The sequence below is a fragment of the Rhizobium sp. 01N424 genome (genome assembly GCF_056399485.1).
The window spans coordinates 118,418-142,521 of the sequence record NZ_JBFTRK010000003.1; the positions used below are offsets into that span (position 1 = coordinate 118,418).

A 24,104-nucleotide genomic window follows, 5' to 3' on the forward strand; every position below is an offset into this window, starting at 1 on the left:
CGATATGCCGGAGCGCTGCCTTTTGCTCACGCCGATGTGACATTTTGGGTCTTCGACGACGGTTTATGGGTGTCGATTTTTTCTTGACAGCCACCATCTTCTTTAGCAGAAAACACGATAATGAATGTCATGTTTGGAATGATGACGTGCTCGTCTGCAGCTGCAATTACATAACCGACAAAGAAATCCGGGAGGTTATCAACAGCCTTCTCGATGAGGACTGTTGGCAGCTGATCGTGCCTGCGAAAGTCTATCACGCCATGGAGAAACGCGGCCGCTGCTGCGGTTGCTTCCCCAATGTCGTCGATATCATCATCCAGACCACCGAGGACTATCACGCCCGTCGCCACTCGACGGAAGACGAAATATTTGATTTCATGTCCCGCCTGAAGAATTTCCATGAAGAAAACAGGAGAGCGGACATTGAAAGGCGACAAAAAAGTCATCGAGCGGCTTAACGAGGCACTGTTCCTCGAACTCGGTGCAGTCAACCAGTATTGGGTTCACTACCGCCTTCTCGAAGATTGGGGCTACACCAAGCTTGCCAAGAAGGAACGTGCTGAATCCATCGAAGAGATGCATCATGCGGACCGTCTCGTTGCCCGCATCATCTTCCTTGAAGGCCATCCCAACCTCCAGACGCTGGCGCCGCTTCGCATCGGCCAGAACGTCAAGGAAGTGCTGGAAGCTGATCTTGCCGGCGAATATGACGCCCGCACGGCCTACAAGAAATCCCGCGACATCTGTCATGACGCCGGCGACTACGTCTCCATGAAGCTGTTCGAAGAGCTGCTGATGGACGAGGAAGGCCATATCGACTTCCTCGAGACGCAGCTCGAACTGCTCGGAAAGATCGGCGAAGCCAAGTATGGCCAGCTGAATGCCGATTCCGCCAACGACGCGGAAGGCCACTGACCTCAGCAATGGCCGCGAGGGCGGCTATCGGATAATGACCAGCCCCGCCAGCTTCTGGCGGGGTTTGCTACTTCTCGGCCGTGATACTCATAGGCTTTGCTGGAGCTGCAACGGGTTTCCATCAGATTGTCGACGCCCTTTATGTTTCCGCGCTGCCGCGATCGTGGCGATGAGCGGGGTGTGTCGCACCGCTGCCGGCACAGGCGAATCCTCCTGAGAAGCATTGCGCGGCCTGTGTTCCCTATTCCGCGACCAATCCTGCCAGATGCGAGAATTCGGCTATGACCCGTTCGTAGCCTTGCGCTTGAAGGCCCGATCAGTTCCGGCAGGCCGGTCATCGGCTTTCATTCCCCGGATCGAATTCTGGCTCATCGGCGCCCGGCGGCGGGTTGGTGGCGATTTCGCTGTCGTCACCTCTGAGGCGGAAGGCAAACCGCGCTGCATCGGCCGCGAAACTTGCCTTTTCAGACCGTGTCGATAAGGCGCAGCGGCAGGTCGTTCCAAGCCTTCCTCGGCGCCGTTGCGATCCTCGTAATGAGCGCGGTGGATTGCACCCTGCCCAGCACAAGCGAATTCACCTGAAAGGCATTGCGCGGCATGAACTGCTTATTCCGCGGCCTTCAATCCTGCGAGATGCGAGAATTCCGCTACGACCTGTTCATAGACCTTGCGCTTGAAGGTCACGATCAGATCCGGCAGGTCGGCCATCGGCTTCCATTCCCAGGCATCGAATTCCGGCTCATGGCCGCCCGGCGGCGAGTTGATGGCGATCTCGCTGTCGTCGCCTTCGAAGCGGAAGGCAAACCAGCGTTGTGTCTGGCCGCGGAACTTGCCCTTCAGGCCGATGCCGATCAGGTGCGACGGCAGGTCGTAATTGATCCAATCCTTCGCCTCGCCGAGCAGGGAGACAGTCTTCATGCCAGTTTCCTCATAGAGCTCGCGGTAGGCAGCCTCCAGCGGGTCCTCGCCCTTGTCGATGCCGCCCTGCGGCATCTGCCAGAGCTGCGCCGAGCCGTCATATTCTGAATTGCCGATCGGAATGCGCCGCCCTGCCCAAACCAACCCCTCGCGATTGAGGATCATCACGCCCACGCAGGGGCGGTAGGGCAGTTCGTCTGCGGTGATCGGCGCCTTGGTCATCAGGTTTCCTCAGGGCTTTTTCGGGTCGTTTGCCAGCGCGGCGACACCGACGATCTCGATGCCGCGCATGGCGGCTTCTTCGCTCCACTTGGAGATGGCGTCAATGCTCTCGTCGAAGGCAGAGGCAACGCCGATCGCCTGGCCATTGCGCTTGGCGATGCGTTCGAGTTCGTCGAGTTTCTGCATGATGGCGTTGACATCGAGCTGGCCGTCAAGCTGTAGATCGGCAAATGCATAGGGGAGTTCAGTTCCCCTGGCGACGGCTTCGGTCTTCGATTGTGCCGAGGAGCCGTCATCGAGAAACAGCAGGCCGCGCTTGCCTATATCACGCATCACGGGCTCCATCGCATCCGGATTGGAGAGGAAGCGGCCGCCCTGATAATTCATGATGCCGGTGTAATTGGTGATCTCGCCCATGGCGCGGTGCAGGTTTTCGACGTTTTTGGCGGGCGATTTCGATGTCAGCAGCGTTTCCGGACCCGGATCGTTTGCCGGGTAATCAAATGGTTCTAGCGGCACCTGCATGAGGATTTCGTGCCCGCCTCGCCGTGCGTCCTGCATCCAGCGCTGCAGGCTGTTGCCGCTGGCTGCGAAGGCGAAGGTGATTTCCTCGGGGAGTTCCTTGATGGCGCGCTGCGTGCCCGTCTGGCTGAGACCGAGGCCGCTGACGACAATGGCAATCCGAGTGCCGCGGGCGCCGGACCAGGGCCGCGCATATTGATCCATCGGCCTCCGGCCATCCGGCCCGACAATAGGCAGACGGCCGAAGGGCGAGTCTTCCAGAAGGCTGTCATTCGGCATGGCGGCCATGCGCGGATCCTGACCGACCTGGGTCGCGTCGATCAGAGCCGGGCCGTCGCCGTCACGCGGGCGTGGGCTGTATTTGGTGACGACAGAGCCGTCACCCGTCACCATTTTCTCGACATTGGCGCCGGAGTGCGGATCGGAGCGTGTCATGCCGTTGGCAGCCGATTGATCCGGTGTCGCTGGTGTCGGGACCGCATCTGTGGCGGGTGAAGCGGCTTGCGTTTCGGGCGCCGGTTTCGGCTGTTGCAGACCGTCATCGCGCATTGCCGTATAGAGGGAAAAGCCGCCGATGCCGATCAGGCAAAGGCTGGCGATGATCCGGCCGATCCGCAGGATACCTGGCCGCTTCGGGCCAGGTTTACGGTTCTGGCCGAGTGGTGCATGCAAATCCGTTCCCAATTTCCTCGCCCGCCCCAAAACCGGGAAACAGTCAGAATCATCAGGCCGGATGTTACTCCGGCCTGATGCATTTTCTCAATTACTTTGCGGAAACCGCCTTGTCCGGGTTCGGCGGGAAGGCCGGATCGGTCTTCTTGCCGCGCAGCAGATCAAGTGCGTAGTTCAGCTGGACGTCGTCCTTCGGATCCGGCGGCACATAGGCGACCGAGCCCGAGCCTTCATCCGTCTCGCTCTGGCCCTTGATGTGGCCGCGCAGGCTGGATTCGCCCTCGGTTACCATCTTGCCCTTCAGATCATCAGGAAGCGGCTCTTCGACCTTGATATCAGGCGTGATGCCGGTGCCCTGGATCGAGCGGCCCGATGGCGTATAGTAGAGCGCCGTTGTCAGGCGCAGCGCGCCGTTTTCGCCCAGCGGGATGATCGTCTGGACGGATCCCTTGCCGAAGGAACGGGTGCCAAGGATGGTCGCGCGGCGCAGATCCTGCAGGGCGCCGGCTACGATTTCCGAAGCCGAGGCCGAACCGCCATTGATCAGCACGACAACCGGCTTGCCATCCGTCAGGTCGCCCGGGCCGGCATTGAAGCGGCGGGTTTCATCCGGATTGCGGCCGCGGGTGGACACCACCTCGCCGCGCTGCAGCAGGGCGTCCGATACCTTGATCGCCTGATCGAGCAGACCGCCCGGGTTAAGACGCAGGTCGAGGACATAACCCTTGAGCTTGTCGGCAGGAACGGTTTCCTTGATCTTGGTGATCGCCTTCTCGAGATCCGGATAGGTCTTCTCGGTGAAGGAGATGATGCGCAGATAGCCAACATCATCCTCCACGCGGGACTTCACGGCCTGGACGGCAACGACATCGCGAACGATCGTCAGTTCGATCGGCTTGTCGGCGCCCTTGCGGATCAGTGTCAGCTTGATCGGGGTGTTGATGGCGCCGCGCATCTTTTCGACGGCGTCCTCGAGCTTGAGGCCTCGAACGGACTGGCCATCGATCTCGGAAATATAGTCACCGGCGAGAACACCGGCCTTGGCAGCAGGCGTGTCGTCGATCGGCGTGATGACCTTGACGAGTTCGTCTTCCATCGTCACTTCGATGCCGAGGCCGCCGAACTCACCCTTCGTCTGGGTGCTCATATCCTCGGCGTCCTTGGCATTCATGTAGCTGGAATGCGGGTCGAGCGAGGAGAGCATGCCGTTGATGGCATTTTCGATCAGCTTGTCTTCAGCCGGCGGCGTCACGTATTGGGCGCGGACACGTTCGAAGACATCGCCGAAGACCGATAGCTCCTTGTAGGTGGAAGCACCGGCCGCCTCGGCAGGCACGCCGGCCGAATAAATGACGCTCATCGCGGTCGCACCCATCAATGCGCCGACCAGAACAAGAGAAGCCCTACGAATCATTGCGTGCCTTTCCAGTGTCTTTGGCGGTCCACCACGGCCGGGAATCGACCGGTTTACCGTCCTTTCGAAATTCAATGTAAAGCGTTGGCCGGTCTGTTTCCAGCGCCAATGCTGTCGCGCTTGCCACTCTTTTCGCGCCCATTGCCGCAAGCGGCTCACCGGCAAAAACGAACTTGCCCTGGCGGGCGCTGATCGTATCCATGCCGGATAGAACGAGGTGGTATCCGTCGCCTGTATCGAGAATGATCATCTGGCCGTAGCTGCGGAAAGCGCCGGCAAAAACCACCAGTCCGTCGGCAGGTGCGGTGACCACCGAGTCCGGATTGGTCGCCAGCGTCATGCCCATCGCCTCGTGGCCGGTGCCGTCGGCATCGCCAAACTGACGCAGAATATCGCCCGCTACGGGCAGCTCCAATTTCGCTTTCAATTCTCCGAACGGATATGCGGGCGCAATGCGGTTTTTATCGGGCACTCCGCTGTCCGCCAGGGCCTTCGCCTGGGCCCGCTGCTCGTCGGTCAGGAGCTTGCGATTTTCCTCTTCGCGCCGTGCCGCTTGGGCAGCTTCGCGCACGGAAGAGATTTCCGATTCCATCGAGGCGACGAGGCCTTCCAGCGTCGTCGCCTTTCCTGCCAACTCCTCCGAGCGCTTCTTTTCGGCGTCGAGTTCGGCAGCGCTGCTGCGGCTGTGCTTGTCGTTTTCGGCGAGCAGGAGATCCATACGGCGCTCCTCCTCGATGCTGTTGGTCATCGTCGCCGTCAGACCGGCGCGCTCCTTGGCGCTTGCGGTCTGCAGAGCTGCGAGATTGTTGAGATCGGCCGCCAACCTATCGGTTTCCTTGCGCATTCCCGGCACGACAGCACCGAGCAGGATGGCGCTGCGAACCGAAGCGAGGGCGTCGTCGGGAGTGACCAGCAGCGCCGGTGGCGGGTTGCGGCCCATGCGCTGAAGGGCCGCCAGTACTTCCGCAAGCAGTCCGCGGCGGTCGTGCAGTGAGCGGCGGATGCCATCTTCCTTGACGCCCAGATCGGCGAGCTTCTTCTCGCTGTCGAGGATCTGCTTTTCCAGCGTCTTGCGGCGGGCGGCGGAATCGATCAGTGCCTGACGGATGCTCGAACTGCTCTTGTCGAGATCGGCGATGCTCTTCTCAAGCTCGTTCACTTTATCTGACGAAAGATTGATCGTCTTCGATAGCGCATCGAGCTCTGCGCGAGTCTCATCGCGCTTCCTCGCCAGCTCGGCTGCGGGGTCCGGCGGTGGCGTGACGGCCTGCGGAGACGGTGCTGCGGCAGCGGGGGCGGCGTCCTGCACATTCTGGACGGGCGCGTCCTGTGCCTGCGCCTCGATCAACGAGCCGGAAGGTGGATTTGCCGCAGCAATGCCAGCCGCAAGCAGAGGCAAAATCAGGCTCGTTCGCTTGCGGGCGCTTCTTGTCATGCGTGTTCGGGGCAACTCTCAAAATCGCGCGGAGACTAAGCTGATTTGGCGGCTTTGACCAGAAAGATCGGCATGCCTGATAACACGGCTGCGTGACTCTCAGACGCGGTGATAGGGATGCCCGGAAAGAATGGTAACGGCGCGGTAGAGCTGCTCGGCTATCAGGGTGCGGACGATCTGGTGAGGCCATGTCATCTTGCCGAGACAGAGCGTCATGTCGGCCCTGTCGTAGAGCGCCGGATCCAGCCCGTCGGCGCCGCCGATGGCAATCGTCAGATCGCGTTTGCCATTGTCGCGATAGGTGCCGAGGGTGTTGGCGAAGGCCTCGCTGTCGAGCGCCTTGCCGCGCTCGTCGAGCAGAATGAGGACGCCACCTTCGGGAAGGGTCTTCAAAAGCATCCCCGCCTCCTCGCGCTTGCGCGTTTCGGCATTCGAGGCGCGGCTTTCGGCCACTTCGGCAACACGGGAGAATTCGAGGCCGACCGCCGGGCCCGCCTTGGAAAAACGGTCGAAATAACGGGCCGCAAGATCCTTCTCCGGGCCGGATTTGAGCCGCCCCACGGCAAAAAGACCAATACGCATCTCACCCGCTCCTGTTCAGCATTCCGAAGAACGCAAAACCGGCCTGCTGGCCGGTGTCCAATGTTTCCGGCCTTGCTTGCATGCCGCGTCTCAGGCGCCGGTGAAGGCGTGGCGCCAGTTAGTGCAGCGTTTCCTCGTCCAGGTCCGGCGCAGCCCACATCTTTTCGATGTTGTAGAACTCGCGGATTTCGGGGCGGAAAACGTGCACGATGATATCGCCGGTGTCGATCAGGATCCAATCGCCTGCATCCTGGCCTTCGACACGCGCGGCACCGAAGCCGTCGTCCTTGAGGTCGGAGAGGAGATGGTCTGCAATCGCCATAACATGACGGGTCGATCGCCCTGAGACAACGACCATATGGTCGCCCAGCGCAGATTTCCCAGCAATGTCGATGGTGACGATATCTTCAGCTTTCGAGTCCTCGAGGCTCACGAGGACGGCTTGCAGGGCGCGGGCAGCGGCATCGGCGCCACGTTCCGGGCTCTTCGGGATAACGGCGAGCGTTCTTCCCTTGGCGTGTACTGTTGTCAGTGCTTTCCCTTTCCTGGAATAACAGACATGCACATCAACTGATTTGGTCGTTCCAAATCATAGTTGAGATAGGCATCAAACAATTAATCTTTCAAGACACGGCCGTGGTTTCATGGCGCGAAGACTTGTCTGCGCGATCAACAATTATGACAGGCCGGTATTTCCGGCGGCTGTGTACAGCGGCCAAGGCCACGCGTAAAGTGCGGCGGTTCATTCGGAAAATACTGACTTCATGCCTGATCCCGCGAGACCCAATCTCATTCCAGTGCTGCGCATCAGCTTTCCGCACGAGGACCGGCTCGGGCGCGGCAAGATGGAGCTTCTTGAGCATATTCGCGAGACCGGTTCGATCTCGGCCGCCGGCCGGGCGATGGATATGTCCTACCGGCGCGCGTGGCTGCTGGTCAGCGACATGAACCGGATGTTCAAGCAGCCGGTGGTCGAATCACAACGCGGCGGGCAGAAGGGTGGCGGTGCTGCACTGACGCCGTTCGGAGAAGAGCTGCTCGCCCGTTTCCGCCGAATGGAAGAGACGGTTCGCGCGACGCTGGCGAGCGACCTTGCCTGGCTTGAGGGAAACCGCAGCCCCACCGACGGCGCCACGGAATGATCAGGGCTGCAGCGCAACCGTCTTGATCACGGCAAAGACGGCCTTTCCCGGCGCCAGCGCGAGCTTTTCCACCGATAGCGCCGTGATGCGCGACAGGATGACATCGCCGCCGCAATCAACCTGGACCTCGACCGTGCCATCGTCGGCAGGCGCCAATTCACGGATCGTGCCGTCAATGATGTTGAGGGCGCTCAAGCCCTCGGGCTTCACCGTCGCCAGCATAACGTCGCGAGCCGGGATCAGGATGCGCACCCGTTTGCCCGGCTCGGCCGCGGCGCCTGGTAGCTGCAGCTCGGCTGTCTTCAGCGCCACCGTCGCCAGTTGGTGTTTCGGATCGACGCCTGTCACCGTCCCCTCCAGAAGCGCGCCGGCTTCCCGACGTCCCTCGCTTCTCGATGGCCGGCTCAGAATGTCGGCGGCGCTGCCGATCGCTTCCACCCTGCCGTCGCGCATGACGACGACCTGGTTCGCCAGGCGGGCGACTTCGGCGATCGAGTGGCTGACATAGACGATCGGGATCTGCGTCTCGTCGCGCAAACGCTCGAGGTAAGGCAGGATTTCGGCCTTGCGTGCTTCATCGAGCGCTGCCAGCGGCTCGTCCATCAGAAGCAGGCGCGGGGAAGACAGCAGCGCCCGGCCGATTGCCACACGCTGCCTTTCACCGCCGGAGAGTTTTGCCGGTGCGCGGGTCAGCAGAGGCTCGATCCCCAACATGTCGACGATGCGATCGAAATTATCAGTGCGCCCGGCTTTCGGCGCGAACCAGCGGCCATAGGTGAGGTTGCTGCGGACGCTCAGATGCGGGAAAAGCCGCGCCTCCTGAAAGACATAGCCGAAGCGGCGGCGGTGGCGCGGAACGAAGATGCCCTTGGCGGTATCGGTCAACGGTTCGTCATCGAGAAGCACCCTGCCCTCTTCCGGGCGTGTCAGGCCGGCGATGATACGGATCATCGAGGTCTTGCCGGATCCGGAACGGCCGAAGAGCGCAGTCACGCCGTTCTCGGAGCTGAAGGCGCCGTCGAGCCTGAAGGCGCCGAGGCGGTGGCGGGCGTCAACGGTCAGTGTCATGCCGGATCCACTTTCCGGCCGGCGAGATAGGCCATGTATTCGGATGCCAGTAGCGCCGCCATGGAGATAGCGACGGCTACCAGCGTCAGCCTGAAGGCGCCGGCATCGCCGCCCGGCACCTGCGTGAAGGTGTAGATCGCGGCGGACAGCGTTTGGGTTTCGCCGGGGATGTTCGAGACGAAGGTGATCGTGGCGCCGAACTCGCCCATGGCCTTTGCGAAAGACAGGATCATGCCGGCGATGATGCCAGGCAATGTCAGCGGCAGGGTGACAGTCAGGAATACCCAGAGCGGACTTGCGCCGAGAGTGCCTGCGGCTTCTTCGAGCTTGCGGTCGACCGCTTCGATGGAGAGGCGAATGCTGCGCACCATCAGCGGGAAGCCCATCACGGCGCAGGCCAGCGCAGCGCCCGTCCAGCGGAAGGAGAGGACGATGCCGAGATATTGGTCGAGCAGGCTGCCAATCGGCCCACGTCGGCCTAACAGGACGAGAAGGATGAAGCCTGTGACGACAGGGGGCAGGATGAGCGGAAGATGGATGATGCCGTTCAGAATCGACTTACCGTAGAAGCGGCCGCGGGCGAGCAGCAGCGCTGCGCCGATACCGAAAGGCAGGCTGGCGATCATCGCCACGATGGAGACGCGAAGGCTGAGCATGATCGCCGTCCATTCTTCCGCGCTCAGGCCAAGGGCATCCAAGATCCGTCTTCTCCAAAAATAGAAGGCTCGCAGAAATGCGAGCCTTCACGCTAAGCTGCAGAAAGAAATTCTGCAATCATTTCAGTTCGATCACTTCAGGATCGTGAAACCCTGCGCGGTGAAGAACGCTGCCGCCTTGTCGGATTTCAGGAAGTCGAGATAGGCGGCCGCATCGGCATTCTTACTTTCGGCGAGCAGCGCCACCGGATAGATGATCGGCGGGTGGGAATCGGCCGGGAAGGTGCCGACGATCGCAACACCCTTATCGGCGGCTGCGTCGGTCTGGTAGACGATGCCATAGGGGGCTTCGCCACGCGAGACGAGCGCCAGTGCGGCGCGAACACTCTCTGCGAAGGCAGCCTTCGGCTCAACCGACTTCCAGATGCCGAGCTTGTCGAGGGCGGCCTGGCCGTATTTGCCGGCCGGAACGGATTTCGGCTCGCCCATTGCCAGCTTGCCGTCGCCGATAAGGCCAGCAAGGTCGAAGCCCTGCTTGATATCGACAGGCTTTGCCTTGTCCTTGGCGGCGACCAGCACGAGGCGGTTGCCGAGAAGGTTCGAGCGGGTGTCGTCCTTGATCAGCTTCTTGCCCGCGACATAATCCATCCAGTTGAGATCGGCGGAAATGAAGACGTCTGCCGGTGCGGCGTTTTCAATCTGCTTGGCAAGCGCGCCGCTGGCAGCATAGGAGACCACGGCTTCCTTGCCGCTTTCCTTGGCCCAGGCGGCGTTTGCGGCATCAAGGGCGTCCTTCAGGCTCGCGGCGGCGAAGACGGTCACCTTTTCGGCGGCCGCAGCCGGCTGCGGCAGTGTGCCGAGGCCGATAAAGCCGGCGGAAATAGCGGCAATAGCCAGTTTCATCCAATGACGGCGGTTCTGCATAAAATTCACTCCCCAGTTCGAAATATCGAAGCGAATATATCGATCTGCCTCGCCTTTGCTAGGGATATATTTTCACAAACATATTGATACGCCGCGGCATTTCCTGCCCAAGTATTGCCACAAATGAATCGATAAATTTAAAATTTATCGCGTATAAATTGCAGATATTCTTGCCTATCGTGCTGCAATTCCAAGTAAAATACGAAATTCTCTACGTTAATCTTGATAATCCTGCCTGATCTGCTGTTTACTTCGTGCCTATAGATACGGAAAACGCTATGAAATCACAGGCGAAGAGGATCTGCAGGTTTGATGAACTCGGCGACACGGAAATTCATCTTCCATGATTTACAGACGATCGAAGGATATATCGATCCGCCCGACGCACTTGTGTTCCTCTCGCTGTTGCAAAGACAAAACAGCGACAACCTTGACGGCGGCATAGCCGAGATCGGCGTCTTCTACGGACGCTCCTATTATCTGTTCCGGAAGATCTGCGGGCCGGATCAAAAACTGCTGGCGATCGATCTGTTCGACATCGGCCAGACCGGCGACGGCGCTTCGCCGCAATACGGGCGTTTCCTGGATAACGGACGGCGGCTTGGGCTTGCCGTTGACGAGGCGCTGGTCGTCACCGGCGACAGTACCCGGCTCTCGGCAAGCGAGATAAAGGACAAGATCGGCGAAGTCCGTTTCTTCAGCATCGATGGCGGCCACATGTTGCCGCATATCGTCGCCGATAGCCGGTTGGCGAAGGATAGCCTCGCGCCACACGGCATCATCGCCTTCGACGACACGTTCAATCCGGCCTGGCCGGAGGTTACCGTCGGCGTTGCCGATTTCCTGCGGGAAAACGGTGCGGAGTTCTCGGCTTTCTGCATGACCAAATACAAGACCTATGTCTGCCGCCGGGATCACCATCAGTTCTACTATGACGCCATCGCCAACGCAGCGGATCTGACCGCCTTCGACCACACGGAGACGGAGTTTCTCGGATCCAAAGTTGCAAGGCTCCATAATCCAATCAGCAGGCGAATGGTCTACGAACTGATGATCAGGTCCGGAATGAGCGCCTTTTCGGAGCGGGTCTACCGATAGCCCGTTTGGATTGCCCGAAAAACGAGCAGGATCATCCGAAGTGCTTAGCTTAGCCTTGCGTGAGATGCATTGCTGCATTGCGATATACGATGTTCATTTTTCAATCGATTATGATAGAACTTAAACATCGAAACGGCCACTCCTCCTCCCAAGGCCGTTCGATATGGATCGACAACACTCCTCCTCCCAGTTGTCGATCAAGTTTATGAAGCCCGACGGATCCTCCCCCGTCGGGCTTTTCATTTCTGCTCTTCTCACAATTCGGATTATTCGGCGGCCTTGCGGATCGCGGTGGAGCTCAGCGCCGAACGTGGTCCGTGAATGAACGTCCAGGCGGGCGCCGGCTTTTTCCAGAGCGCTCTTGCATCGTCTTCATCGACACGTGCGTAATCGAAGGTCTTCGCCATCTTCGACGACAGGAAAGACAGCGTCGATCCCGGACGGTCGATGACCGCAATCGGGAAGGTCTTGGCGATGTCCTGCCATTTCTGCCACTTGTGGAATGTCTGCAGGCTGTCGGCCCCCATGATCCAGACGAAGTGAACATGCGGATTGCGGGCTTTCACCTTCGCCAGTGTGTTGGCCGTATAGCTGATGCCGAGCGCCTGTTCGAAGGCCGTGACCTTGATATGCGGATCCGGCGCGATCGCTTCGCTGAGGGCTATGCGTTCCGCCAGCGGTGCCAGGTGATTGCGGCTCTTCAGCGGGTTGCCGGGCGTCACCATCCACCAGAGCTGATCGAGGCCGAGACGGCGGATGGCGATCTCGGCCACCAGCGCATGGCCCTGGTGCGGCGGATTGAAGGACCCTCCGAAAAGACCGACGACCATGCCGCGCTCGGTGTGCGGCATGCGAAGATAGTGCCGGTCTAGTCCTTCTGGAATCACGTCAGGGCCGCGTCTGTCCGGTGCCGCGAACGCGGTATTTGAAGGAGGTCAGCTGTTCGACGCCAACGGGGCCGCGGGCGTGCATCTTGCCGGTGGCGATGCCGATCTCCGCGCCCATGCCGAACTCGCCGCCATCGGCAAACTGGGTCGAGGCATTGTGCAGCAGAATGGCGGAATCGATTTCGGTGAAGAAGCGCTCGACGACCTCGGGGTCTTCGGCAAGCACTGCCTCGGTGTGGTTCGAGGAGTAAGTCTGGATGTGGCCGATCGCGCCCGATATGCCATCGACGATGGCAACGGCGATCACCGCGTCGAGATACTCCGTCGACCAGTCTTCTTCCGTTGCCGGTTTGGTGCCGGGGATAGCATCGACCACTGCCGCGGAGCCGCGAATCTCGCATCCGGCGGCAGCCAGCGCTTCCAGCAACGGCTTCAGGTGGGTGCCCACAACCGCCTTATCGACCAGCAGGGTTTCCGCAGCGCCGCAGACGCCGGTGCGGCGCATCTTGGCGTTGACGATAATGTCTCTTGCCATGGCGAGATCGGCAGATTTATCGACATAGACGTGGCAGAGCCCCTCGAGATGGGCGAAAACCGGCACGCGGGCCTCGTTCTGGACGCGCGCGACAAGGCTCTTGCCTCCGCGCGGCACAATGACGTCGATCGCGCCTTCCAGGCCACGCAGCATGGCGCCGACGGCCGCCCGGTCGGTGACCGGGACCAGCTGGATGGCGTGTTCGGGCAGTCCCGCTTCCTTCAATCCCTCGACCAGGCAGGCGTGGATTGCCTGCGAGGAACGGCGCGAATCCGAACCGCAACGCAGGATGACGGCGTTTCCAGCCTTGAGGCACAGCGCGCCGGCATCGGCGGTCACGTTCGGGCGGCTTTCGAAGATCACGCCGATGACGCCGAGAGGCGTGCGGGTACGTTCGATCTTCAGACCGTTCGGCCGGTTCCAGGCGGCGATGATTTCGCCGACAGGATCCTTGAGTGCGGCAATGGTGCGGATGCCTTCAGCCATCTCGGTGACGCGCTTGTCATTGAGCGTCAGGCGATCGACGAAGGAAGCCAGCAGGCTGCCGCCCTCGACATCCTTCAGGTCCTTGGCGTTCTCCGCAAGGATATGCGCCTTGTTCCGGAGGATCGCATCGGCCATGGCGTTCAAGGCCTTGTTCTTGCTGTCCGTCGAGGCAAAGCCCAACGGTCGCGCTGCAGCCTTTGCCTTGCGGCCGATGTCGTTCATCAGCACGTCAATGTCAGGGCTCTGCGCAACCGTATCAAGCATAGCTTGCGTCCTTCTTCTGCCTTTCGGATTTCGAACTTATCTGTCCCGTCATCACCATGTCGTCACGGTGGATCATGGCGGCGCGGCCGGGATAGCCGAGGATCTTCTCGATCTCGGCCGATTTGCGCCCGGCGATCTGGCGGGCCTCGTCGGCATCGTAGCTGACAAGGCCACGGGCAATCTCGCGTCCGGAGGGGCCGATGATCGCCACGGTATCGCCGCGGCTGAAAATGCCATTGATCTTGCGGACACCGGCGGGCAGCAGGCTCTTGCCAGCGCCAAGCGCGGTCATGGCGCCTTCATCGATATGCAGTTCGCCGGCAGGCTGAAGCTGCCCGGCGATCCATGTCTTGCGGGCCGTGACGGGCGTTCCCGACGGCGCGAACCAGGAGGAGCGCGCGCCGTTTTCGATGGCGGATAGCGGGCTATCGGTCTTGCCCGATGCGATGATCATGGCGCAGCCCGAGGTCGTCGCGATCTTGCCGGCGTCGATCTTGGTTCGCATGCCGCCACGCGACAGCTCGGAAGCCGCTCCGCCCGCCATGGCTTCGATCTCCGGGGTGATTTCGGCTATCGTTTCCAGGAACTTCGCGTCCGGATCGAGATGCGGCGGCGCCGTATAGAGGCCATCGATATCAGAGAGCAGGATCAGCAGGTCGGCCCCGGTCATGGTCGCGACGCGCGCGGCGAGCCGGTCGTTGTCGCCGTAGCGGATTTCGCTGGTGGCGACCGTGTCGTTTTCGTTGATGATCGGCACGGCGCCGATCTTCAGCAGCTGGTTGATCGTGGCGCGGGCGTTGAGATAGCGGCGGCGCTCTTCGGTATCGCCAAGCGTCAGAAGGATCTGCCCGGCGACGATCTCATCATGGGAGAGGCTTTCGGACCAGGCGCGGGCCAGCGCAATCTGGCCGACTGCTGCGGCTGCCTGGCTCTCTTCGAGCTTCAGGGCGCCAGAGGGAAGATCGAGAACCGACCGGCCAAGGGCGATAGCGCCAGACGAGACGACGAGAACATCGGCGCCCTTTTTCTTCAGCGCCGCGATATCGGCGCACATGGCGTCCAGCCAAGCCTTCTTCAAACCCGTCTTGCGATCGACGAGCAGTGCCGAGCCGATCTTGATGACGATGCGGCGATGGCGATCCAGAGACTTACGCGTTGTCATCCGTTTCGCTTTCCTCGTCGGAGGCCATATCGCGGTGACGAAGCTTCGGGGCCTTGGCGATCTTTTCAGCCGAACCGGCATTGGCCTCGGTGATGATCTCGCGCAAAGCGCGTAGCACCTCGGTCATGCCCTTGCCGGTCGCCGCCGAAATCTGGAACGGCGTGCGGCCGCAGGCCTTGGCGAGTTCCTTGGTCTTCTTCTTCAGCGTCTCGTCGTCGAGCACGTCGATCTGCGATAGCGCGACGATTTCGACCTTTTCGCCGAGCTCCTGGCCATAGGCTTCAAGCTCATGGCGCACCGTCTTGTAAGCCTTGCCGACCTTCTCTTCCTGCGCGGAGACAAGATGCAAGAGAACGCGGGTGCGCTCGACATGGCCGAGGAAGCGGTCGCCGATGCCGACGCCCTCATGGGCGCCTTCGATGAGGCCCGGGATATCGGCGAGAATGAATTCCTGTCCATCGACCGTCGCGACGCCGAGGTTCGGGTGCAGCGTGGTGAAGGGGTAATTGGCGATCTTCGGGCGTGCACGGGTGACAGACGCCAGGAAGGTGGACTTGCCGGCATTCGGCATGCCGACCAGACCGGCATCAGCAATCAGCTTCAGCCGCATCCAGATGGTCTTTTCCTCGCCTTCGAGGCCAGGATTGGCCCAGTCAGGCGCCTGGTTGGTCGAAGACTTAAAATGCGCGTTCCCGAAGCCGCCATTGCCGCCTGCCGCGATGCGGAAGCGCTGGCCTTCTTCGGTGAGGTCGCAGATCAGCGTCTCCCGGTCTTCCTCGAAGATCTGCGTTCCGACTGGTACCTTGAGCGTGACGTCGCTGCCGTTGGCGCCGGTGCGGTTGCGGCCCATGCCGTGGGTGCCGATCTGCGCCTTGAAATGCTGCTGGAAGCGGAAATCGATCAGCGTGTTCAATCCGTTGACCGCTTCGGCCCAGACATCGCCGCCGCGTCCGCCGTCGCCGCCATCCGGTCCACCGAATTCGATGAATTTCTCGCGACGGAACGACACGCTGCCGCCACCGCCGTCTCCGGACTTGATATAGACCTTTGCTTCGTCGAGAAATTTCATTTTACTTCCAGTACCGGTGGCTATTAACGCGCCTTATTCGCCGCTTTCGATATAGGCGGTTCATGCGGAGGTCAAAGAATATCGTGAAGTTTGCGAGCTATAACATACAGTACGGCTTCGGTCTTGATGGGATTTACGACCTTGGCCGCATTGCGGATAGTCTCGAAGGGGCTGATGTCATCGCGCTGCAGGAAGTGACCAGAGGCTCGGAATCGAACGATTTTGCCGACATGGTCGCCGATCTCGCGGCGCTGTTTCCCGACTATTTCTGGGTCTATGGCGCGCCCTTTGATCTGCATGTCGCAGCTGGTGAAAGCGGCTTTCCGCCCCGCGGCACACGCTTCCAGTTCGGCAACATGATCCTGTCGCGCTTTCCAATCCTGTCCTCGCGCACGCATCTCCTGCCGCGCAGCCGCACGGTGTCGAAACTCAATCTGCAGCGGGGGGCGACGGAGGCGCTGATCGACATTCCCGGCCGGCCGCTGCGCGTCTATTCGGTACATCTCGACCACGTTTCGGTCGATGAGCGCATTGCCCAGATCCGCCATCTCAACGACCGGATCAATCGTTTCTGCCTCGAAGGCGGTGCCGTCAGCGGTGCAGGCGAGCTCGATTTCGAGGAGCTGCCGCTGCCGGAGGATTACGTCGTCATGGGTGATTTCAACATGGTGCCGGAATCGCCTGAATATTGCGCGCTTGCCGGCGCAAAGGACGGATATTACGGGCGTGTCCCGCGTATCGGCACGCCTGTCGATGCGCTGGCGGCGCTCGATGGCTATCACCCCAAAAGCTACAGCTGGATGGATCCCAAGGATCACGGAAAGCGGATGCATCTCGATTACTGCTTCGTCAGCGGCGGGTTGGCAGGCAGCCTCAAGGCCGCCCATGTCGATACGGATTCGGTCGGTTCGGATCACTTCCCGGTCTGGGTCGAGATCGAAGTCTAGAGAAACGCCGCGGCATCTCTGCCGCGGCGTTTCAGTCTCAGTCAGGCGGCCTTGACGCTTTGCAGCGCACCGGGCTGGAGGACGGTTTCGACATGCGACACCATGGTGTTGCGGGCGAAACTGTAGATCTCCGAGCACCCGCTCATGCGGAAGCCGAGCTTTTCCTGCAGCCGCAGCGAGGCGGGGTTATCGGCAAAGACGCCGGAGTGAACGGGCATCTCCGGCATCCGGCGCGAAAACCGCTCCAGCACGGCGGCGACCGCTTCGCTCATATAGCCGCGCCGCCAGTAGTAGCGGTTCAGCCAGTAGCCAAGGTGCCAGCGCCCGTGGCGAAGCTCGACGGAGACCATCCCGATATGGGTATCGTCTCCGCTGGTGATCGCCAGATGCCAATCCTGCAGCCGCCCCGAGGTGACTGGAACCAGCCAATCCAGGGCGTCCTGCCGGTGGTAGGGTGCCGGCACGCGGGCCAGCATCCTGGTTACTGCGAAATCGCTGAGCGATCCGGCGATGGCATCGGCATCGCTCAGCCGGTGCGGGCGAAGCGAAAGCCTAGCGGTGCCAATGACGGGAACAGCGCCCGGTGTCATCGGCTGCACCTTTTGGCGGTCGAGAAGGGCTGCACTCATGACAGCGCCCCCCAGCTTCTCAGCGACATCCAAGTCTTGCGGTCGAGCCTGTACCATTCGACCGGGACGTTGGATCCGAGCGCCAGCGACGCGGCAAGACCCGAGCCCTGGAACTGGAAGCCGCACTTCTGGATGACGCGGCGCGACGCGACGTTGGTCACCCGGCAACGGGCGTCGATCTGGTCGACGCTTTCGCGGGTGCGGAACACCATATCGACCAGCGCGTGGCAGGCTTCCGTGGTGTAGCCCTGCCCCCAGAAAGGTTCGCCGAGCCAGTAACCGATCTCGACGGTGCGTCCATCGGCATGCGGTTCCACGCCGCAGCAGCCCATAAACGCGCCGTTTTCGGCTTTGGTAATCGCATAGACGCACTTGCCGATCTCGCCATTCGCCGTTCGACGTACAAAGTCGGCGGCATCATTGGCGGTATACGGGTGCGGCATGCGCGATACCATTGTGGCGACTTTGGCGTTGTTGGCGAGATGGGAAAGGGCGTCAATGTCTTCCACGTGAGGCGCGCGCATGACGAGCCTTTCCGATAACAAGACAGGGCAATCGGTCCTTAACCGCTCCGGCCTCAGCCGCTCCTTGGGAGACCTCTGGTCTTCCCGGGGTGACCTTGATTGGTCGACCCTGATCAGTTCGCCTTGCATGTTCAGTCCTCCTTATGGACAAAGAAAAAAGGGGAGATGGCGCCCCATCTCCCCTGTTTTCTGGACTGAACCTGATACGCTCAGCCGGGTCGATGAGACGCCGGCTGTTTTAGAGCGCTACCGGCTTATTCCGCTGCTTCCGCTTTCGGCATTACAGATACGTACACGCGACCATTGGCCTTCGTTCGGTAGTCTACATTGCCGTTCGTAAGCGCAAAAATGGTGTGGTCCTTGCCGAGGCCGACATTGGCGCCCGGATGCCACTGCGTACCGCGCTGACGCACGATGATGTTGCCTGCGATGACGGCTTCGCCGCCGAACTTCTTCACGCCAAGGCGCTTGGACTGAGAGTCACGACCGTTGCGCGACGAACCGCCAGCTTTTTTGTGTGCCATTGGATTTCTCCTTTAAACCTTAGTTGCCCGAAACCGATTACTTGGCTGCCAGGATGTCCGTGATGCGGACAACCGTGTGATGCTGGCGATGACCGCGCGAGCGCTTCGAGTTCTGACGGCGGCGCTTCTTGAAGGCGATGACCTTCTTGCCACGGTTCTGCTCGACCACTTCGGCCTTGACGGATGCGCCCTTGACGAAGGGTGCGCCGATCGCTGCATCGGCGCCTTCGCCGATGACGAGTACTTCGGTGAATTCAATGGAGTCGCCAGCGGATGCTTCAAGCTTCTCGATGGTCAGCACGTCGTTTGCTGCCACACGGTACTGCTTACCGCCGGTCTTGATGACTGCGAACATTTTTTAATCCTTTCATGTTCGATCCAGCTCTCCCTGCAAACCGCAGGTGGCTGTCTTCTTATCAGTCTGTGTTAAGCAGGGATTTCGGGGCTGAACCCCAAATTCTGTCTGCCGGTGAAACCTCACGCGAGCGTGAGGCGGGCAAGGCACGGACTTTCCCACGCCTATTGCGGAGGCGGGATAGACGAGTGTCAAAAATCTGTCAAGGCAGAAGGATGAAAAAGCGTCGCAATTTCGTCTTGCCAGCCCGTGATTCTATCGCTAAGAGACAGCCCGCGCTTAACGGCGTCAACCAGACCGCGGAGAGGTGGCAGAGTGGTTGAATGTACCGCACTCGAAATGCGGCGTGCCTGCAAGGGCACCGTGGGTTCAAATCCCACCCTCTCCGCCATCATTTCTCTACATTCAGTTTTGGCCTTGCGATTACACGCGTGAACTTACTGTTCGCTGCGACGAGGGCATTTTGCCTTACAAGGCAGCGTTCCAATTGCCTGTCCGGACGAAGCCATACCATCTCATAATCTTTGAAATCCTGGCGATCACTCGCTCAAGAATTGCAGACGGTTGCAAAAAATCGAGGGTGGAACTCGGGAGAATGGCTTCAGTATTTCCTAAGCAATAACCGGCATAGTGCTGCAAAAGAGGCCGGAACGCAGTGGAAACGAAACTAACCTGGACGAACAACGAACTGGAAGATCTGGTTCGGCAGCTCAATATTGCGCTCGAAGCCTCCGGCATCGGTATCTGGCAGCATAACCTGTTGAAAAATCAGACGCGCTGGGACGAGCAGCTGCAGCGTATCTATGGCATCAACAAGGGTTTGCTCGACGTCGTCTGGCTCGAAAGCGTTCATCCCGACGATTGTAGCCGTGCCAGCGCACTGTTCGAGGAAGCGATCAGGAATAGGAGCGACTATGCTTCCGAATTTCGCATCATCCGGCCGAATGGCGCCGTACGGCATATACGGTCGCGCGCAAAGTATTTCGTCGATGGCCAGGGAGAGCCGTGTTTCATAGGGGCGGAATGGGACGTCACTGACGATGTTCTGCGCAACGAGCAGCTTGCGCGCGAGCGCGAGGCCGCCGATAGCAGCCGCGCCGATGCGCGCTACGCTGCCGATCACGACTATCTGACCGGGCTTTTGAACCGGCGGGCATTCGACGAGGCCTTTGCAGCTCTCGGGCGGGAGGCGGGCCGGATCGTGTCCGTCTGTCATATCGATATCGATCGCTTCAAGGATATCAACGACCGTTTCGGTCATGCCGGCGGGGACCAGGTTCTTCGCCATGTCGGTTCGCTGCTGACGGCCTGTGTGGGAGACGGCGAGATCGCCGCCCGGCTTGGTGGCGACGAGTTCGTCATCGTCTCGCATCATCTTTCGCCAGGCAGGGATACCGGGATCGTCCGCGATCTGCGCCAGGCTCTGCGACGCCCGCTCGACATAGACGGCGAGCCCTTTGTCATCGAATGTTCGATCGGCTTGGCTAGTGCGCCCTCTGATCAGCTGGCATCGCTGCTCGCTGCTCGCTTCCTCGGACCTCGCGCTCTATGAGGCTAAGCGTGGCGGCCGCAATCGCGATGAGCTGTTCTCGCCGTCGCTTGCCAACAAGATAAACGCTGAAAAGCAGCTGCTGCAGGAGTTGAAGACGGGCCTCAGGGCCGGCGAGGTCGTTCCTTTCTATCAGGTTCAGGTCGATGCGCGCAGCTATGAGATCTGCGGCCTGGAAGCGCTCGCCCGCTGGGAAAGCGCCAAGGGTGTCAGAAGCCCGGCGGAGTTTCTGCCGCTGGCGGCCGCTCACGGCCTGATGGAGGCAATCGACGACGCGATTCTGCAGCGCGCCCTGTTCGACATTAACCGCTGGTCGCTTGCGGACCTCGACGTGCCGCGGGTTTCCGTCAATCTGTCGGCCGAGCGTCTCGCCGATCCGAACCTGCCGGCCAAGGTCAAGCAGCTGCAGATCCCGCCGGGACGCATCAGTTTCGAGCTCATTGAAACGATCTTCTTCGATAGCCTGAGCGGCCAGGTGAAGCGCAATATCGACAAGATCCGGGAGTGCGGCATCGACATCGAGATCGACGATCTGGGCTCCGGCCACGCCTCGCTGCTCGGTCTGGTCGAACTGCGTCCCAACCGAGTGAAGATCGATCGCCAGCTGGTGCTTCCGGTTCTGGAAAACGAGACCCAGCGGCGGCTGATCGGCTCGCTGATCGATATCGCCCGGTCGCTCGATGTCGAGATCGTTGCCGAGGGTGTCGAGACGATCGCCCATGCAGAAGTGCTGGCGAAACTCGGTGCCGACATTCTGCAAGGCTATGCCTTCGGCAGGCCGCAGCCGGTTTCTGCCATCACATCACTGCTGCAAAACGCTGCAATAACTCCGCGCCGGAAAGCGCTATAATCTCCGCTGTGTACGGATTGCCTGCCAATGCCGTGCGCGCCACCAATTTTCGCTCTGGAATCGCTGAGAGCGAGCTCGCTCCTCCGCTGAAAATCCCAAAACGTTACCGCACGACGCGCCTGCGCAGAGCTTTGTTATGCCTGTTTTGCTGCCCTGCAGCATCGGTTTTGCAATTCYCCTTTTTCTCGCCGTTTATCTCCTCTAGGGTTCCCTCATCCGAGACGGCAATAGAGGTGGTGAATGGCTGGTGAAACTGTTCTGGTGGTCGGCGGCGCCGGCTATATCGGCTCGCATACGTGCCTGGATCTGGCCAACAAGGGCTACAAGCCCGTCGTCTTCGACAATTTCTCGAACGGGCATCGGGAATTCGTCAAATGGGGGCCGGCCGAGGAGGGCGATATTCGCGACCGGGCCCGGCTGGACGAGGTGCTCGCCAAGCACAAACCTTCCGCGATCCTGCATTTTGCGGGACTGATCGAGGTGGGTGAATCGGTCAAAGATCCAGTTGCCTTCTATGAAAATAATGTAATCGGTACGTTGACGCTGCTGTCGGCCGCGCAGGCGGCAGGCATCAATGCCTTCGTCTTTTCCTCGACCTGCGCGACCTATGGCCTGCCACAGAGCGTGCCGCTGGATGAGACGCACCGGCAGGTGCCAATCAATCCCTACGGGCGCACCAAATATATCGTCGAGCAGGCCCTGGCGGATTATGACCAGTACAAGAGCCTGCGCTCCGTCATTCTGCGCTATTTCAATGCGGCGGGTGCCGATTTCGACGGCCGCATCGGCGAATGGCACGATCCGGAAACCCATGCGATCCCGCTGGCGATCGATGCGGCACTCGGCCGCCGCCAGGGGTTCAAGGTGTTCGGCAGCGACTACGAGACCCGCGACGGCACCTGTGTACGCGATTACATCCATGTACTCGACCTTGCGGACGCCCATGTCCGGGCGGTCGAATATCTGCTGCGTGGCGGCGATTCCGTGGCGCTCAATCTCGGAACCGGGACCGGCACGACGGTGAAGGAGCTGCTTGGGGCGATCGAGGATGTCTCGAAACGGCCTTTCCCGGTTGAATATATCGGCCGCCGCGAGGGCGATTCGCACACGCTGGTCGCCAATAACGACAAGGCGCGGGATGTGCTCGGATGGGTGCCGCAATATGATCTTTCCGATATCATCCAGTCAGCCTGGCGCTGGCATTCCCGAACCAATCAGCACTGAGGCGTGCCTTGCCGAAACGTCCGAATATCCTGCTGATCACAGCTGACCAATGGCGTGGCGATTGCCTTGCGGCGGCCGGCCATCCTGTTGTCAGGACGCCGAACGTTGATGCGCTCGCCGCTGAGGGTGTGTTGTTTCGCAATCACTTTGCGGGGGCCGCGCCATGCTCGCCAGCGCGGGCGACACTCTATACCGGTCTCTACCAGATGAACCACCGGGTGTGCCGTAACGGCTCGCCGCTCGACCGGCGGTTCGACAATCTGGCGCTAGCGGCGCGGCGCGCGGGCTACGACCCGACGCTGTTCGGCTATACCGATACGGCTCCTGACCCGCGAGCGCTCGAGGCCGGCGATCCGCATCTGACCAGCTACGAAGGGCTGCTGCCCGGATTTACCGCGCGCCAACTGCTGCCGGAGCATGAGAAGCAGTGGTTGTCCTGGCTGCGGTCGCGCGGCCATGCCGATGCCGTCAGCCGCGACATTCATATTCCAGTCGGCGCGGGGGCAGGGGATATTTCGGCCGCGGGCACGTCCTATTCGAAGGATGAGACCCAGACAGCGTTTTTAGCTGGCGAATTCATCCGCTGGCTGGGTGAGCAGGATAGTGCGTGGTTCGCGCATGTTTCCTTCCTCAGGCCGCATCCGCCCTTTTCGGTGCCGGAACCTTATGGCGCGATGTACAAGCCCGGGGACGGGCCGGTCTTTTCGCGCGGACCGTCGGCGCAGGATGAGATGCAGGCGCATCCCTATCTCGACTATGCAATGCCGCGGGCCTCGAAAGGCAGTTTCATTTCCGGTGCCGAAGGCGCGGTGAATGACTGGGGTGCTCAGGATTTCGATGCCATCCGGGCGATCTATTACGGAATGATTTCAGAGGTCGATGCGCAGCTTGGACGTATCTTTCAATCTCTGAAGGACGCCGGAACGTGGGAGGATACCGTCATTGTCTTCACCTCCGATCATGCGGAGATGATGGGCGATCACTGGACACTGGGGAAGGGTGGCTTCTTCGACGGTAGCTATCATATCCCGCTTGTGATCCGCGATCCGCGGGCGGCTGCGAAAGGCATGTCGGTCGATCATTTCACCAGTGCGGCCGATATTTTCCCGACACTGTGCGAGACGCTCGGCGCGTCCGCGAAAAACAGCCTCGACGGCAGATCGCTTCGCCGATTTCTTGATGAGAAACCGGTCTCGGACTGGCGCGATGCGGCTTTCTGGGAGTTCGATTTCCGGGAGATCGCCAGCGGCGATGCGCAGGCGCATTTCGGCTTGGCGCCCAACCGGTGCAATCTTGCCGTCATCCGCGACGATCATTTCAAGTATGTGCATTTTACCGCCCTGCCGCCCCTGCTCTTCGATCTGAAGGCCGATCCGATGGAGCTTCGCAATCTGGCCGGCGATCCGGCTTACGCGCAGGTGCAGCTCGCCTATGCCGAGCGCCTGCTGTCGCTGCGGGCGAGCCACCTCGACCAGACGCTCGCCTTTACCGAGCTCACGGAAAAAGGGCCGGTGTCCTACCGGCCCTGAGT

The 24,104-nt window shown here is 60.6% G+C and carries 26 protein-coding genes and 1 tRNA gene; 10 read left to right on the top strand and 17 right to left on the bottom strand.

The window, feature by feature from the left end:
• Positions 1-65 precede the first annotated feature (65 nt).
• Positions 66-458, top strand: coding sequence for a (2Fe-2S)-binding protein (locus tag AC1DNK_RS11055; RefSeq protein ID WP_477941059.1), 393 nt, complete (start codon positions 66-68; stop codon positions 456-458).
• Complete coding sequence (gene bfr / locus AC1DNK_RS11060; RefSeq protein ID WP_148194370.1) at positions 424-915, top strand: bacterioferritin; 492 nt, start codon at positions 424-426, stop codon at positions 913-915. Before AC1DNK_RS11055 ends, bfr begins: the two co-directional genes overlap by 35 nt.
• 606 nt (positions 916-1,521) lie before the next feature.
• On the opposite strand, the gene AC1DNK_RS11065 is transcribed toward bfr, so the two are convergent.
• The 6 genes from AC1DNK_RS11065 to rsfS form a co-directional block, all read right to left on the bottom strand.
• Entirely contained in the window at positions 1,522-2,055 is a 534-nt protein-coding gene (locus AC1DNK_RS11065) for an RNA pyrophosphohydrolase (protein WP_477941060.1), read from the bottom strand.
• A gap of 9 nt (positions 2,056-2,064) precedes the next feature.
• On the bottom strand, positions 2,065-3,261 hold the full coding sequence (locus AC1DNK_RS11070) for a divergent polysaccharide deacetylase family protein (protein ID WP_477941062.1): 1,197 nt from the start codon (positions 3,259-3,261) through the stop codon (positions 2,065-2,067).
• A 79-nt stretch (positions 3,262-3,340) separates the two neighbouring features.
• A complete protein-coding gene (locus AC1DNK_RS11075; protein ID WP_112385952.1) occupies positions 3,341-4,663 on the bottom strand; it encodes a S41 family peptidase in 1,323 nt (440 codons plus the stop codon).
• Entirely contained in the window at positions 4,653-6,068 is a 1,416-nt protein-coding gene (locus AC1DNK_RS11080; protein WP_477941403.1) for a murein hydrolase activator EnvC family protein, read from the bottom strand. The genes AC1DNK_RS11075 and AC1DNK_RS11080 overlap by 11 nt, the downstream gene beginning before the upstream one ends.
• Before the next feature lie 129 nt (positions 6,069-6,197).
• Entirely contained in the window at positions 6,198-6,680 is a 483-nt protein-coding gene (gene rlmH / locus AC1DNK_RS11085) for a 23S rRNA (pseudouridine(1915)-N(3))-methyltransferase RlmH (protein ID WP_112517861.1), read from the bottom strand.
• Between the two features lie 118 nt (positions 6,681-6,798).
• Entirely contained in the window at positions 6,799-7,245 is a 447-nt protein-coding gene (gene rsfS / locus AC1DNK_RS11090) for a ribosome silencing factor (RefSeq protein ID WP_112385950.1), read from the bottom strand.
• Positions 7,246-7,444: 199 nt separating this feature from the next.
• Between rsfS and AC1DNK_RS11095 the strand changes: the two genes are divergently transcribed.
• Entirely contained in the window at positions 7,445-7,822 is a 378-nt protein-coding gene (locus tag AC1DNK_RS11095) for a winged helix-turn-helix domain-containing protein (protein WP_310296539.1), read from the top strand.
• Here AC1DNK_RS11095 and modC read toward each other — a convergent pair whose 3' ends face one another.
• From modC to modA, 3 genes are all read right to left on the bottom strand, one after another.
• Positions 7,823-8,890 carry a molybdenum ABC transporter ATP-binding protein gene (modC, locus tag AC1DNK_RS11100; RefSeq protein WP_477941064.1) on the bottom strand — a complete coding sequence of 356 codons (1,068 nt, stop codon included), beginning with the start codon at positions 8,888-8,890 and terminating at the stop codon, positions 7,823-7,825.
• On the bottom strand, positions 8,887-9,588 hold the full coding sequence (gene modB, locus AC1DNK_RS11105; protein WP_477941065.1) for a molybdate ABC transporter permease subunit: 702 nt from the start codon (positions 9,586-9,588) through the stop codon (positions 8,887-8,889). Before modB ends, modC begins: the two co-directional genes overlap by 4 nt.
• A gap of 90 nt (positions 9,589-9,678) precedes the next feature.
• On the bottom strand, positions 9,679-10,470 hold the full coding sequence (modA, locus tag AC1DNK_RS11110) for a molybdate ABC transporter substrate-binding protein (protein WP_477941067.1): 792 nt from the start codon (positions 10,468-10,470) through the stop codon (positions 9,679-9,681).
• A gap of 312 nt (positions 10,471-10,782) precedes the next feature.
• Here modA and AC1DNK_RS11115 point away from each other — a divergent pair, with 312 nt between their 5' ends.
• On the top strand, positions 10,783-11,568 hold the full coding sequence (locus tag AC1DNK_RS11115; RefSeq protein ID WP_477941069.1) for a class I SAM-dependent methyltransferase: 786 nt from the start codon (positions 10,783-10,785) through the stop codon (positions 11,566-11,568).
• Between the two features lie 266 nt (positions 11,569-11,834).
• Here AC1DNK_RS11115 and AC1DNK_RS11120 read toward each other — a convergent pair whose 3' ends face one another.
• Genes AC1DNK_RS11120 through obgE form a run of 4 tightly spaced genes read right to left on the bottom strand, consistent with a single transcriptional unit; the run spans position 11,835 to position 15,971 of the window.
• Positions 11,835-12,419 (bottom strand): nicotinate-nucleotide adenylyltransferase, encoded by a 585-nt coding sequence (locus tag AC1DNK_RS11120; protein WP_310296530.1) that lies wholly within the window; start codon positions 12,417-12,419, stop codon positions 11,835-11,837.
• A 37-nt stretch (positions 12,420-12,456) separates the two neighbouring features.
• Positions 12,457-13,740, bottom strand: coding sequence for a glutamate-5-semialdehyde dehydrogenase (locus AC1DNK_RS11125; RefSeq protein ID WP_477941070.1), 1,284 nt, complete (start codon positions 13,738-13,740; stop codon positions 12,457-12,459).
• Positions 13,733-14,902, bottom strand: coding sequence for a glutamate 5-kinase (gene proB, locus AC1DNK_RS11130; protein WP_477941071.1), 1,170 nt, complete (start codon positions 14,900-14,902; stop codon positions 13,733-13,735). The genes AC1DNK_RS11125 and proB overlap by 8 nt, the downstream gene beginning before the upstream one ends.
• The gene (gene obgE, locus AC1DNK_RS11135) at positions 14,889-15,971 is read right to left on the bottom strand and encodes a GTPase ObgE (RefSeq protein WP_112385941.1); all 1,083 of its coding nucleotides are present in this window, start codon (positions 15,969-15,971) and stop codon (positions 14,889-14,891) included. Before obgE ends, proB begins: the two co-directional genes overlap by 14 nt.
• 83 nt (positions 15,972-16,054) lie before the next feature.
• Between obgE and AC1DNK_RS11140 the strand changes: the two genes are divergently transcribed.
• Positions 16,055-16,918 carry an endonuclease/exonuclease/phosphatase family protein gene (locus AC1DNK_RS11140; RefSeq protein ID WP_477941072.1) on the top strand — a complete coding sequence of 288 codons (864 nt, stop codon included), beginning with the start codon at positions 16,055-16,057 and terminating at the stop codon, positions 16,916-16,918.
• Between the two features lie 41 nt (positions 16,919-16,959).
• Here AC1DNK_RS11140 and AC1DNK_RS11145 read toward each other — a convergent pair whose 3' ends face one another.
• The 4 genes from AC1DNK_RS11145 to rplU form a co-directional block, all read right to left on the bottom strand.
• On the bottom strand, positions 16,960-17,508 hold the full coding sequence (locus AC1DNK_RS11145; RefSeq protein ID WP_477941405.1) for a GNAT family N-acetyltransferase: 549 nt from the start codon (positions 17,506-17,508) through the stop codon (positions 16,960-16,962).
• A gap of 35 nt (positions 17,509-17,543) precedes the next feature.
• A complete protein-coding gene (locus AC1DNK_RS11150; RefSeq protein WP_112385939.1) occupies positions 17,544-18,200 on the bottom strand; it encodes a GNAT family N-acetyltransferase in 657 nt (218 codons plus the stop codon).
• A 125-nt stretch (positions 18,201-18,325) separates the two neighbouring features.
• Entirely contained in the window at positions 18,326-18,595 is a 270-nt protein-coding gene (rpmA, locus tag AC1DNK_RS11155) for a 50S ribosomal protein L27 (protein ID WP_112385938.1), read from the bottom strand.
• Positions 18,596-18,632: 37 nt separating this feature from the next.
• Positions 18,633-18,950, bottom strand: coding sequence for a 50S ribosomal protein L21 (gene rplU / locus AC1DNK_RS11160; protein ID WP_112385937.1), 318 nt, complete (start codon positions 18,948-18,950; stop codon positions 18,633-18,635).
• 301 nt (positions 18,951-19,251) lie between these two features.
• Between rplU and AC1DNK_RS11165 the strand changes: the two genes are divergently transcribed.
• The 5 genes from AC1DNK_RS11165 to AC1DNK_RS11185 all read left to right on the top strand — a co-directional run bounded on the left by AC1DNK_RS11165 (position 19,252) and on the right by AC1DNK_RS11185 (position 24,102).
• Positions 19,252-19,341: transfer RNA gene (locus AC1DNK_RS11165), tRNA-Ser, on the top strand.
• Between the two features lie 264 nt (positions 19,342-19,605).
• Entirely contained in the window at positions 19,606-20,502 is an 897-nt protein-coding gene (locus AC1DNK_RS11170) for a GGDEF domain-containing protein (RefSeq protein WP_477941075.1), read from the top strand.
• On the top strand, positions 20,438-21,349 hold the full coding sequence (locus AC1DNK_RS11175; protein ID WP_477941076.1) for an EAL domain-containing protein: 912 nt from the start codon (positions 20,438-20,440) through the stop codon (positions 21,347-21,349). The genes AC1DNK_RS11170 and AC1DNK_RS11175 overlap by 65 nt, the downstream gene beginning before the upstream one ends.
• A gap of 240 nt (positions 21,350-21,589) precedes the next feature.
• Positions 21,590-22,573, top strand: coding sequence for a UDP-glucose 4-epimerase GalE (gene galE / locus AC1DNK_RS11180; RefSeq protein WP_477941078.1), 984 nt, complete (start codon positions 21,590-21,592; stop codon positions 22,571-22,573).
• Between the two features lie 8 nt (positions 22,574-22,581).
• The gene (locus AC1DNK_RS11185) at positions 22,582-24,102 is read left to right on the top strand and encodes an alkaline phosphatase family protein (RefSeq protein ID WP_477941081.1); all 1,521 of its coding nucleotides are present in this window, start codon (positions 22,582-22,584) and stop codon (positions 24,100-24,102) included.
• The last annotated feature ends 2 nt before the right edge of the window (positions 24,103-24,104 follow it).